The following is a 12,399-nucleotide window of genomic DNA, read 5'->3' as shown; positions in this document are numbered from 1 at the left end:
GCCGCCCCAGCTATGCCGGCGTCACCGCGTCCCGGAGGCGGCGAGCTCGGCCGCCGCCTTCGCCTGGCGGTCCTTGATCTCCTCCTTCGCGGCACGACGCCGGCGCCTCGCATCACGCTTCTCCGCACGGCGGAGCTTGCCGCGTTCGATGAGCGAGTAGAGCACCGGCACGACGAACAGCGTGAGCAGCGTCGAGGAGACGAGCCCGCCGATCACCACGAGCGCCAGCGGCTGCGCGATGAACGCCCCGCCGCCGGTGAGTCCCAGCGCCATCGGCGTCAGCGCGAACACGGTGGCCAGTGCCGTCATCACGATCGGCCGCAGGCGCTGGCGGGCGCCCTCGCGCACGGCCTCGTCGAGGTCCCTGCCGCTCTTCCGGTACTGGTTGATCAGGTCGATGAGCACGATCGCGTTCGAGACCACGATCCCGACGAGCATCAGCACACCGATCAGCGCGGGCACGCCGAGCGGCGTGTCGCTGAGGAGCAGCGCGCCCAGCGCGCCGGTCGCCGCGAACGGCACCGACACCAACAGGATCAGCGGCTGCACCAGCGATCCGAACGTCGCCACCATCACGACGTACACGATGAAGATCGCCGCGATCAGCGCGAGCCCGAGGTCGTTGAAGGCGTCGGCCTGGTCGGTGGCGACCCCGCCGATCTCGACGCCGGCGCCCGCCGGCAGCTCCAGGTCGGCGATGCGCTGGTCGAGCGCGGTGGTCAGCACGTTGAGGTCCTGCCCTGCCGGGGTCACCGCCACGGTGGCCGTCCGCTCGCCGTTGGTCCGGGTGATGGTCGTCGGGACGTCCTCGACCACCACGTCGGCCAGCTCGGTGAGCTCGACCGTGCCCGACGCCGTCGGGATCTCCAGTTCCTCGAGCTCCGCCCGGGTGGCGGGCGCCTCGCCCGTCGACACGATCACGTCGAGCGAGCGCTCGTCGATGTCCACGCTGCCGAGCGCCTGCTCCGGCGACATCGCGGCGGACACGATCCCGGACACCGCCGACTCGCTCAGTCCTGCCTCCGCGGCCTTCTCCCGGTCCACCTCCACCTGCACGATCTGTTGCGGGGCGGCCAGGTTGTTCGACACCTCGGCGGCGGCCTCGACGTCGGCGACGGCGTTCTCGACCTCGGCGGCGGCCTCGGCGAGCGTCTCGGAGTCGAGCGCGCTCACGACGAGATCGACGGTGGACCCGCCGAAGCCGCTGTCCTGGGACGCGACCGTGACGTCGGTGGTCACGCCCGTGGCGAGCGGTGCGACGGCCTCCCGCACCTCGTCCGCGACGGCCGTGCCGTCCGCCTCCTCGTGCAGCGTGACGGAGTACGACGCCGAGTCTCCGCCACCACCCAGGAACGCGGCCTGCTGGCCTCCGGCCGTACCCACGGTGGTCTGCACGGTCTCGACGCCGTCGACGCCGGCCAGCACCTCCTCGGTCTCGCGCGCCGCGTCGTCCTGCGCGTCGAACGACGTGCCGGGCTCGAACGCCTGGGTGACGGTCAGCGTGTCCTGCCCGCTGTCGCCGATGAAGTTCACCTGCAGGCGCGGCACCAGGGCAAGCGTTCCGGCGAGCACCCCCACGGCGACGAGCAGGCTGACGACCGGGTGTCGCAGCGCCGCCCCGAGGGTCGGGACGTAGGCGCGCTGCCACAGGCCGCGGCGCTCCTTGGCCTCGGCGGTCTCCCGCGCGGCGGCTCGCGCCGCCTCGCGCTCCTCCTCCGTCTCGCCCGGCACCTGCGGCGCCCTGACGAACCAGTACGCCAGCACCGGCACGATCGTGAGCGCCACGACGAGCGAGGCACCCATCGCGATCGCCACGGTGAGCGCGAACGGCCGGAAGAGTTCGCCGGTCATGCCGCCCACCAGGGCGATCGGCGCGAACACGGCGACGGTGGAGACGGTCGACGCGGTGATCGCGCCGCCCACCTCGCGGACCGCACCGAGGATCGCCGGCAGCTTCTCCTCCCCGTACGAGAGGTGTCGCTTGATGTTCTCGATGACCACGATCGCGTCGTCGACCACGCGCCCGATGGAGATCGTCAGCGCGCCGAGCGTCAGGATGTTCAGGGTGTAGCCGGTGAGGTTCATGATGATGAACGTCGCCGCGAGGGACAGCGGGATCGAGATCGCCGACACCAGCGTGGACCGCAGGGACGCGAGGAACACGAGGATCACGAGCACCGCGAACAGCAGGCCGAGGCCGCCCTCGGTGGACAGCCCTTCGATGGACTCCTCGATGAACGGCGCCTGGTCGAACACGACGCCGACCGTGACGTCCCGTGCCTCCAGCGTGCCCGAGAGGTCGTCGAGCGCGTCCTGCACCGCGTGCGACACCTCGACGGTGTTGCCGTCCGGCGTCTTCGTGATGGCGATGCCGAGCGACGGCTCGCCGTCGAGCCGGGACGCGGAGGTCACAGGGACGGGCTCGCGCTCCACCGTCGCGACGTCGCCGAGGGCGACCGGCTCGATCTCCGGCGCGGCGGTGCCCGCCGGGAGTTCGGTGCCCGACGCCGGGTCCCGGGTGACCGCGCCACCCGTCGCGGCGCCCGCTCCCGCCTCGGCGCCCGCACCCGCACCGCCGGTCGCGCCGGCTCCGGGACCACCCGCGCCGGCCGCGGCACCGGCATCTGCGCCGGCACCCCCGGCAGCCCCCGCGCCGGCTCCGGCTCCGGCTCCGGCTCCGGCGGCACCCTGGCCGCTGCCGACGGCGGGAATCAGCGGGAGTTCGCGGAGCGCGGCGACGTCGTCAAGGCTCGTGCCGAGCTCGACGGACCAGGTCCGGTCGCCCTCGGTGAGGGTGCCGCCGGGCATGACGACGCCGTTGTCCTGCAGGAGCGTGGAGAGTTGGTCGACGGTGAGGCCGGCCTCGGCCAGCTCGTCGTCGTCGGGCGTGATGACGATCCGGTCTTCCTGGACCCCGCTGACGTCGACACCACGGACGCCGTCGAGCTTCTCCAGCTCCGGGACGATCGCGGTCTCCACAGTATCGGCGAGCGCGTCGCTCGACTCGTCACCGGCGACGGCGAGCTGCACCACCGGCAGGTCGTCGAAGGAGCCGGCGACGACCTGCGGGTCGACGTCGTCGGGCAGCGCCTGCCCGATGCGCGTGATGGACGCCTCGAGGCGCTGGGTCACGCGCTCCATGTCGGTGCCGTAGGCGAACTCGACGGTGGTCATCGACAGGCCGGTCGAGACCTCGGAGGTCACGGACGCAACGCCGTCGATGGTCTCGGCGGCCGACTCGATCGGTTCGGTGACGCGCTCCTCGATGACCGACGGGGACGATCCGGGGTACGGCGCGACAACGATTCCCATGGGGAGCTGGAGCGACGGAATCAGCTCTTGTTTGAGCTGGCCCATGCTCAGCACGCCCATGACGGCCACCGCGACCGTCGTCAGGGCGACGACGGCGCGATGCGCCAAGGACAAGCGGGCAAGACGGAACACGATGTGCCTCCACGAACGGCGGGACTTCTGGGGACGGCCTCACGACTCCGTCGTCGTGGTGCACCCGGTCCAACGAGTCGCGCAGACCGGAGTTCCCACTCTACGCGAATTTTTTGCAGTGGCTGCAATTTTGTCTCCTGCCTGCGGCCCCGGGCAACCCTGCGCAGCCTGGAGCGAGCGAGGCCTGGTCACCAAGGCATCTTTGCAAAGATTTACTTGCAAATAGATCTTTGCAACTGTACGGTGGTGGCACGGCACGACCTCCGGGACCTGCCTTCCGATACCCGCCTCGCCCCAAGGGAGATCCACCATGAGCACGCTCGACCCCGCTCTGACCACCGTGTTCACCCGCGGCCGCGCCGTGCGGCCGGGCCGTACCGCCGCGACGACGGGCACCGGGACGCGCGACCGGAGCGCCGGCCGCGCCGAACGCGCCGCTCGGCGCCGGGAGGACGCCGCCCGCCACGAGCGCGACGCCCGCCGGAGCGACCACCTCGAGCGCACCCGCGACAACGCCGCGGCCCGCCACCCGCTGGGCCTGCGCTGAACACAGCCCGCCACGAAGTAACGTCGGGCGCATGACCGGAGCGAACGAGCAGAGCGCCCCCGCCGACACACCGGAGGCGCCCGGCCCTCCCCCGCAGTTGGGGCCGGGCGCTATCCGGGCACTCGCGCACCCGCTGCGCCTGAGGATTCTCGATCTGCTCTCGACCCGTGGCTCGCTGACGGCGAGCAAGCTCGGCGAGATCGTCGGCGAGTCGAGCGGATCGACGAGCTATCACCTGCGCCAGCTCGCGAAGCACGGGCTCGTCCGCGAGGTCGAGGGCAAGGGCACGGCCCGCGAGCGCTGGTGGGAGCGACCACCCGGAGGCTTCTCGATCTCGCCGCTGGAGCTGGAGTCCCCTTCGGCACGAGCCGCGGCGGATGTCGTGAACTACGAGACGATACGGATGCGCAACGACCGCTCTCTCCGGTTCGTCCAGAGGATCATGGCAGAGCCGGAGGGCCGCGCGCTCCTTCAGGACGCCTGGCGCGACGCCGTCACCTTCAACACCATCAACAGGTGGGCCACACCCGAACAGGTCGCCTCCATCGTCGAGGCATGGAACCAGTTCTTCGCCGAGCACATCGATCCGCTCGACCGCCGTGAGGGTACGCCCGACGCCGTGCCCGTCGAGATCCACTTCGACGCGTTTCCGCTCATCGACGGCCACGGCGACCCGCTCTGAGTCACCACCTGCCGGCAGGTGGCGCGCGGTCGGTCGGATGTCGATGCGATCGGCCCCTTGAAGGGCCGACGGCATCGACAAAGGCACCGACCGCTCGACACGGGACGACCACATCGCCGCCCACCCAACCACTCGGCAGCGGTCGCACTCCGCTCTCGTCTGCCGTCGGCAGATCTGCCGCAGGCCGAAGAGCCTTCCGGGCCGGGGCGGTGTCGGACACCGTGGAGGACATGACCGACAGCCAGACCATCCCCCTCGACGACCATCTCGCGGCGCGCCTGCTGCACCAGCGGATCGTGGTGATCGGGCACGAGATCGACGACGCCGTGGCGAACCGCGTGACCGCACAGCTCCTGCTGCTGTCCGCCGAGGACCAGGACGCCGACATCGCCCTCTACATCAACTCCCCCGGCGGCTCGATCACCGCCGGCATGGGGGTGTACGACACGATGCAGCTGCTGCCGAACGACGTCGCGACCGTGGCGCTCGGATTCGCCGGTTCCATGGCACAGGTGCTGCTCACGGCCGGAGCCGCCGGGAAGCGATACGCGCTGCCGCACGCACGGATCATGATGCACCAGCCGCTCGGCGGGATCGGCGGGACCGTCTCCGACATCATGACCCAGGCCGAGAACCTCAAGCACACCAAGCAGATGGTGACCCAGATCCTGGCGGATCACACGGGCCAGTCGCCCGAGACGATCGCCGCCGACTCCGACCGCGACCGCTGGTTCACCGCCGAACAGGCACAGGCCTACGGGATCGTCGACAAAGTGGTGAACCGCGTCGGCGACGTCCGCCCGACGGGCCACGGACGGCGGGTAGGGATCTGAGAGCCCTCAGGCCGCGAGCAGGACCGCATCCCGGGCCGGGCCGGCGTCGCGCGCGGTCCGGCTCGGGAGCCGGGTGAGGTCCGCGCTCCCGCCGCGCTCGGGGACGACGAAGCCCGCGCGGTCGCGACGCGCCCGGGAGGCCAGCACGCGGACGCGACGTTCGTCGTCGGCCCGGGCGGTCGCGAGGGCGAGGTCGGCCCACGCCCGCTCGACGAGGTCGGCGAGTCTCATCCCGAGTGCGGCGCACACCGCGGCGAGCACCTCGGACGAGGCCTCCTTGCGCCCCCGCTCCACCTCGGAGAGGTACGCCGTGGAGACCCGGGCCTCGGTCGCGACGTCGGACAGGGTACGGCGCTGCGCCGTCCGGGCGTGCCGCAGGATCTTGCCCACGAGATCCCGGAGCAGCGGCTCCGGCGTCGTGCCGAACCCTGCCGGCTCACCCGGCCGGCTCGTCTGCTGCGTCGGCTGTGTCGTCACGATGCCTACCGCCCTCCCCGTCGACTGCCACCACCGTAGCCGGGGACACTGACACCCGAACAGACGACGGCGCCCATCGGCCGTCGTCGTACGCCGACCGCGTAAGCGCGGAACAACTCAGGCCCTCAGGCTCGTGAAAACTACTCGCGACCGCGGGTACGTGCCGTCCCTCCGCCCGGACCACGGAGCGAATGGCCCGTCTAGTGACAACGTCGGGGCTGACCCAGACCGCCACCTCTGTCTCCCAGACGGCTACGGGAAACGCGATCGGGCTCCCCCTCCCAACTGCGCGATCAAGCGAAGCGATCATGCACCGGTCTCCGTCTGCGCTGAGCCCGAGAGCGCGCTCCGCAACAGATTGTGGACATCGGAGATCGACATACTACGTTTTGAACTGCCCCGCCGCTCAACCCAAGTGAGCCCTGCTCCATAGATTTTTCCGTCGGCTACGGGCGCACCTAGTACGAGAAACGGCTGAGACTCCGCGGGCTGCGATGGGACCAGAATGGCGAGCAGGTCGCGACCGTCTCGATGGAAAATGGTCACGGATAGGCCCCTTGGGTACGGATGAACCATCTGGTGGATGATGTCCTCAAGCCGTGCCACCGATAAGGCCGGCCGGGAGCGGCCTCGTATCTCCGATACGACATCGCGCCCGTGTTCGTCTTTGTGCGTTTCGAGCCCTACGACGATGAGACCGCCGTGAATGGTGTTGGCGAAGCTCGCCACGTCAAGTGCGAGCTCAAATCGCTGCCTGGTGTCCGCGAGCCCATACATGTCCCGTTTGGCTTCGAACCAGGTGCTCTCCGCCAGGTCGAGCAGGGCATCCCACCTTCCCGATGCCAAGGCTTGGAAGGCAGATACAGGTGAGTCAGGAACCAGCTTACCGCCGAGGAGCAATGCAAGGACGAGCTGACAGACCTCGGCCACTTGAGACAGCGGAGCGCTTGGCGGAACACGGAGATCCACATCACAGCAGAGCTGGCCGTCTGATTCATCGAAGTCGACTCGTTTGATCTCGAACTCGGTGTACGCCGTTGCCGCTCGAAGAGTCTCTACAGCTATGGCAGGATCTCGAAAAGCGGGGTAGTAAGCCGCGACCGACGCCTCACCCGTGTCGAGGTGGATCAAGAAGGAATCTCGACCTGGTTTGTTGCCGTGGGGAGCGAACCTGCTGTATCCGAGATCGATACCAAATCGTTGATCGGCGCCTTGCATCTCGACATGCAGGAATTGCTGCCGGTCAGATAACGCACCCTGCTCCTCGACCGATCTCGTGATATCTGCAATCACCTGGGTACACGTGAGGTCAGCGACCTCTTCCAGATCGATGGATGCGTCGTAGCCGAACGGCGCTTTGGCACCATTCGAGAACCTGATGGTTCCGTCGGGTCGACTACTCAACTCGTCGCCTCCCAATCCTCAACGGCAGACCGACACGATGGCACGACGCCTGCACAGTACCTTCTCGCGTACCTCCGCGATCGATAACGCTGGTCTCTCTGATCGGCCAGCAAGAACTTCCCCGCTTCCGCGAGCCCGCCGGCGACACCAAGGCAGGGAAGCGCGGCCGCCTGCCGGGCCCTGCACATGTCATGACTTCGTACTCAAAGTCGTCGTCGGCTACGCAACGGGTCAACGCGGCAGCAGTAAGCCGGGAACTACCCCACGACGGCTTCCGCTCACCGCCCGAGCCGGCGCGGAGCCGCTCGATCCACGGCGAGGGGGCGAGCGGAGGAACGCGGGGGACCACCGAGCGGACGGCCCCAGGAGTGCCCCTGCCACAGGCTGCCAGGAACAGTGCCCCCAACGGGATTCGAACCCGTACTCGGCCGGGTTTAAGCCGGCTGCCTCTACCAGTTGGGCTATGGGGGCGTCACATCGGTCACACCAGAGAATAGTGGCGGACCATGGCGCCCGAGGCAGCCGGCCGAGCCCGTCTACTTCCCGGCGGGGACGGTGACGTTCTGCACGACCTCTTCCTTCGGCTTCGGCGGCACGGACGCCTCGCGGAACTCGCTGCGCGGATCGTGCAGCGAGCCGAGCGACACGAGCTCACGGCCGAGGAAGAACTGGCTGATCCAGCCGCCGAGGATGCGGGACTTGCGCGTGAAGGTGGGCATCGCCATGAGGTGGTAGCCGCGGTGTGCCAGCCAGGCGAGCGGGCCACGCAGCTTCAGCCAGCCGAACAGCTCGGCGACGCCCTGGTAGAGGCCCAGCGACGCGACCACGCCGAGGTTCTTGTGCTCGTAGTCGCGCGGCGCCTTGCCGTGGTACTCGGCCACGATGTTGTCCGCCAGGCGCTTCGCCTGGCGGATCGCGTGCTGCGCGTTCGGCGGGCAGAAGGCTCCCGGGTTGACGAGGTCGGGCACGGCGGCGCAGTCGCCCGCGGCCCACGCGCCGTCGACGACGACGCCGTCCTCGCCCGCGACCTGCAGCGTCGGCTTCACGGTCGCTCGCCCCAGCTTGTCGACCGGCAGGTCCGAGTTCTCCTTGATGACGGGGTTCGCCTTGACACCCGCGGTCCACACGATGGTGTCGGAGTCGAACTCGACGCCCGTGGAGGTCACCACGTGACCGCCCTCGCACGAGGACAGGAACGTGTTGAGGTGGAACTCGATGCCGCGTTCCTTCATCTTGTCGAGGGCGTAGAGGCTCATCGGCTCCGTGACCTCGGGAAGGATGCGGCCCGTGCCCTCGATCATGACGAAGCGCAGGTCCTCGGGATCGATCGTGTTGTACTGGCGCGTCGCGTAGCGCGCCATGTCCTCGATCTCGGCGAGCGCCTCGATGCCCGCGAAGCCCGCGCCCACGAAGGTGAAGGTGAGCATGCGCTTGCGCAGCTCCGCGTCCCAGGTGGAGGACGCGAGGTCGAGGCGGTTGATCACGTGGTTCCGGACCGCGATGGCCTCTTCCACGTTCTTGAAGCCGATCGCGGTCTCCGCGAGGCCCGGGATCGGGAGCGTACGGGACACCGAGCCGAGCCCGACGACGAGCTGGTCGTAGGAGACCTCGTACGGCTCACCCTCCTCGGGCGTGATCTGGACGTGCTTGCGGCCGTGCTCGATCCGGGTGACCTTGCCCTGCAGCACGTCGACGCCCTTGAGGGCGCGGCGGTGGGGCGCGACGACGTCGCGGTCATCGATCGATCCGGCGCTCGCCTCGGGCAGGAACGGCGCGTACGTCATGTACGGACGCGGGTCGACGACGACGATCGCCGCCTCCCGCTTCTTCAGCTTCCTGCGCAGGCGGCGCGCCACGTAGAGGCCGACGGACCCGCCGCCGAGCACCACGATGCGCGGCACCTTGCGCGAGCGGGGCGCGGCCGACGCGTTCTGGGCATGGCTGACCGAGGTCAGGTCGTTCTGAGGCATGATTCTCAGACTACCGCGCGACGACACGCCGACGTGCTCCGTGTCCACACGCTCTCACCGTGACGCGCGACACGGTGAGAGGAGCGTGACATCGAGCCGCGGGATCGGACGGTGACGCGAGGTCGAAGTGCCCCGGGCGGCCGCACCGAGCGAGCGACGTCAGGCGATCGACAGCGCGATCCCGTCCAGGATGTCGTGCTCGCTCGTCACCACCCGGGTGAGCGCCCCGCCCGCAGCCGAGACGTCGTGCACCACCCGCTCGACGACCTCGGACCAGACCAGCGCTCCCGCCGCGATGACGTCGACGCGCCCCGGGTGCAGGAAGCCCATCGCCTCCCGCTCCTCGCGCGGCGACGCCAGCAGCGCCTCGCACGACGCCAGCACGGTCTCGACCGGAAGCTCCGCGCCGCCGACGCGGGCGCGGTCGTACGCGGTCAGGCCCAGCGCGTGGGCGGTGATCGTGGTGATCGACCCGGCGAGCCCTACCAGCGTCCGCGCCGCGCCGAGCGGGACCACCCGGGCGGCGTCGTCCAGCGCGGCCCGGACGTCGGCCCGTGCGGCGGCCACCGCGGACGACGACGGCGGCGCCTCCGGCGCGCCCGGCGCGGACACCCCCACGGCCCCCGGGGGCACGCCGTGCGGAACCCCTGCCGCCGCCTCCGGGGACGCGCCTCGCGACGACCCGGCCCCCGGCTCCGGCAGCCCGGCCGCGGTGCCGGCCGACGGGAGGAAGTGCCTCTCGGTCATGCGGACCGATCCCACGTCCATCGAGTGCGCGGCGTCCACCCGGTCGGTGCCGAGGACCAGTTCGGTCGAGCCGCCCCCCAGGTCCACGACGAGGAACGGGCCGGGGTGGGCCCGCGCGACGGCGCTCGTGGCGCCCCGGAACGACAGCGCCGCCTCCTCGTCACCCGAGATGACCTCGACGTCCACGCCGAGGATCTCCCGTACGCCGGCGAAGAACTCGTCGCGGTTGCGGGCGTCCCGCGTGGCCGACGTCGCCACGTACCGTACCTCGGCCGCTCCCAGCGACTCGACGACCTCCGCGTACCGCCGCGTCGCCGCGAGCGTCCGCGCCAGGGCGTCGGGGTGCAGCTCACCGGTGCGGTCGACGCCCTGCCCGAGCCGCACGATCTCCATGCGGCGGTCGAGCTCCGTGAGCGTCCCGCCCTCGTCGACGTCGGCGACGAGGAGGCGGATCGAGTTGGTACCGCAGTCGATGGCGGCGACGCGGGATGTCATGGATGCGGCTCCTCGGGATCGTTCGCCGGGCCGGACGCCGGAGCGGCGAGAACGATCGGTCGTGTCGTGAGTGATCGGTCGTTCAATCTACCGATCGCCCACGCGATGACCGACCGGGCAGGGGGGAATCGGCCGCCCGGCCGCGTACTGCGGCGCGGGCTGGCAGACGGCGGCAGGAGTCAGCAGGTGCAGCGGTCCGGGCGCCAGTCGTCGCGGGCAAGCGACAGCGCCTCGTCGCCGATCGGGTTCACGCCCGGGCCGGCCGCCAGCGCGTGCGCCATGAGCGCGTGCAGACACTTCACGCGCGTCGGCATCCCGCCCGCGGAGATCCCGTCGATCTCCTCGACGTGGCCGAGCGCCTCGCGCTGCGCGACGTAGTGGTCGTGCGCGGCGCGATAGGCCGCGGCCAGCTCCTCGTCCTCGCCGAGCCGGGCGTTCATCTCCTTCATCACGCCGTTCGCCTCGAGGCGCGACGCCGCCGCGACCGCTCCCGGATGGGACAGGTAGAAGGTGGTGGGGAACGGTGACCCGTCCGGCAGGCGCGGCGCGGTCCGCGCGACGAGTGGCCGCCCGCACACGCAGCGCGCCGCGATCCCGACGACGCCTCGCGGCACCCGCCCGAGCTGCTCCTCGAGTGCGGCCAGGTCCTGCGGGTCGACGGTCTCGGAACTCCCAGCGGCTCTCTCACTCACGCCCCCATTCTCCCCCACCGGCCCCTCCGCCGACCGACTGTGATCGGCCTGTTGTCGGATGACCGGCCGCCCCGGGGTACCGGTCATCCGACAACAGGCCGACCACTCGACAACGGGCCGGCGACACGGAGTCGCGGTCGTTCACTCCGAGTCCGCGATGCGGAGGGAGTCCCAGAGCTTCGTGTACCAGGGGATGTTCTCACCCTGGTCCTCGCGCGGCGTCTGCACGGGGCCCGGCTCCGGCTCCTCCTCCTGGACCGACTCGCCGTCCAGCGTCCGCCACGGCGTGTCGCCCGGCATGACGAACCTCAACCGGGTCCGCGCCTGCTCGATCACGTACGACCGGTCGTCCCAGCGCGCCAGCTCGTTCTCCAGGTCGGCCTTCTCCTCCTGCTGCTCGGCGAGTTCCTGCCGCAGTTCCGACAGCTCGGCCTGCTGGGCCACCACCGCCCGCACCGTCGGCAGCAGCAGCACGACCGCCAGCAGCACCACCACCGACAGCACGAGGGCCCGCACGGTGAGCACCTCGGGCACGGGGAGCCCGTACCGCGACGTCTGTCGCTCCGACCGTGTTGGTCTGGCCCTGGCACCGGTCACCGGCCCGCTCGCGTTCGCGGTGCGTCGCGGCCGCGGCTGCGGGGGTCGCTTGGCGTTCCCCGGCCCGCGCTGCGGGCTCTTCGGGCCGCCCGACGACGCCGGCCGCCGCGCCGCGGAGGTGCCGGAACCCCGGGCCGTGGCGGGCCTGGCAGCCGCCGACCTGGACGACGCCGACTGGTGCGGTGCCGACGACGCGCCCGTCCCGGATGCCGCCGACTTCTCCGGAGTTCCCGACCCCGACGCCGTCGGCTTGCGGGACGCGCCGGGCTTCGGGGGCGCCGGGTGCCGCCCCGACGGCGTCGCCCCCGAGTCGTCGGACGACTGCGGGCGGGCAGCCGGACGTCGCCGCCCCGGACCGGACGGCGACGCAGGGCGACGGGAAGATGACACCTCATGATTGTGCCGACCCGGCCCTCGATGATCACGACATTTCGAACGGCGCGCCGCCCACGCACCGCGACGATCCGCCACGCCGGCACAAAAGCGAGTGGTCGGGGGTTTGCCGTGTGGT

At 70.7% G+C, this 12,399-nt stretch carries 11 protein-coding genes and 1 tRNA gene; 4 read left to right on the top strand and 8 right to left on the bottom strand.

All coding sequences use genetic code 11. The features are described 5' to 3' along the window. Positions 1-21: 21 nt before the first annotated feature. Entirely contained in the window at positions 22-3,444 is a 3,423-nt protein-coding gene (locus IIE03_RS02110) for an efflux RND transporter permease subunit (RefSeq protein WP_318842751.1), read from the bottom strand. Between the two features lie 310 nt (positions 3,445-3,754). Here IIE03_RS02110 and IIE03_RS02105 point away from each other — a divergent pair, with 310 nt between their 5' ends. The 3 genes from IIE03_RS02105 to IIE03_RS02095 all read left to right on the top strand — a co-directional run bounded on the left by IIE03_RS02105 (position 3,755) and on the right by IIE03_RS02095 (position 5,506). Then, positions 3,755-3,991 carry a hypothetical protein gene (locus IIE03_RS02105; RefSeq protein ID WP_192861071.1) on the top strand — a complete coding sequence of 79 codons (237 nt, stop codon included), beginning with the start codon at positions 3,755-3,757 and terminating at the stop codon, positions 3,989-3,991. Positions 3,992-4,022: 31 nt separating this feature from the next. Continuing rightward, entirely contained in the window at positions 4,023-4,673 is a 651-nt protein-coding gene (locus IIE03_RS02100; protein WP_192861070.1) for a winged helix-turn-helix domain-containing protein, read from the top strand. Positions 4,674-4,903: 230 nt separating this feature from the next. Beyond that, positions 4,904-5,506, top strand: coding sequence for a ClpP family protease (locus tag IIE03_RS02095; protein ID WP_192861069.1), 603 nt, complete (start codon positions 4,904-4,906; stop codon positions 5,504-5,506). A gap of 6 nt (positions 5,507-5,512) precedes the next feature. Here IIE03_RS02095 and IIE03_RS02090 read toward each other — a convergent pair whose 3' ends face one another. The 7 genes from IIE03_RS02090 to IIE03_RS02060 form a co-directional block, all read right to left on the bottom strand. After that, positions 5,513-5,983, bottom strand: coding sequence for a helix-turn-helix domain-containing protein (locus tag IIE03_RS02090; protein ID WP_318842750.1), 471 nt, complete (start codon positions 5,981-5,983; stop codon positions 5,513-5,515). 306 nt (positions 5,984-6,289) lie between these two features. Further along, entirely contained in the window at positions 6,290-7,387 is a 1,098-nt protein-coding gene (locus IIE03_RS02085; protein WP_192861068.1) for an AlbA family DNA-binding domain-containing protein, read from the bottom strand. A gap of 397 nt (positions 7,388-7,784) precedes the next feature. Then, positions 7,785-7,858, bottom strand: a tRNA-Leu gene (locus IIE03_RS02080). Positions 7,859-7,923: 65 nt separating this feature from the next. Continuing rightward, positions 7,924-9,357 (bottom strand): NAD(P)/FAD-dependent oxidoreductase, encoded by a 1,434-nt coding sequence (locus IIE03_RS02075; RefSeq protein ID WP_192861067.1) that lies wholly within the window; start codon positions 9,355-9,357, stop codon positions 7,924-7,926. A 159-nt stretch (positions 9,358-9,516) separates the two neighbouring features. Next, positions 9,517-10,599, bottom strand: a complete 1,083-nt coding sequence (locus IIE03_RS02070; protein WP_192861066.1) for a Ppx/GppA phosphatase family protein — start codon at positions 10,597-10,599, stop codon at positions 9,517-9,519. A 179-nt stretch (positions 10,600-10,778) separates the two neighbouring features. Further along, positions 10,779-11,291, bottom strand: coding sequence for a DUF501 domain-containing protein (locus tag IIE03_RS02065; protein WP_318842749.1), 513 nt, complete (start codon positions 11,289-11,291; stop codon positions 10,779-10,781). Between the two features lie 141 nt (positions 11,292-11,432). Next, positions 11,433-11,825 carry an FtsB family cell division protein gene (locus tag IIE03_RS02060; RefSeq protein ID WP_192861064.1) on the bottom strand — a complete coding sequence of 131 codons (393 nt, stop codon included), beginning with the start codon at positions 11,823-11,825 and terminating at the stop codon, positions 11,433-11,435. A gap of 112 nt (positions 11,826-11,937) precedes the next feature. Between IIE03_RS02060 and IIE03_RS02055 the strand changes: the two genes are divergently transcribed. After that, entirely contained in the window at positions 11,938-12,285 is a 348-nt protein-coding gene (locus IIE03_RS02055; RefSeq protein WP_192861063.1) for a hypothetical protein, read from the top strand. The last annotated feature ends 114 nt before the right edge of the window (positions 12,286-12,399 follow it).

Origin of the sequence: Myceligenerans pegani, assembly GCF_014892515.1 — a bacterium.
Lineage (GTDB): Bacteria > Actinomycetota > Actinomycetes > Actinomycetales > Cellulomonadaceae > Myceligenerans > Myceligenerans pegani.
Note: the sequence above shows the minus strand (reverse complement) of the source record. Positions and strands in the feature narration are given on the sequence as shown.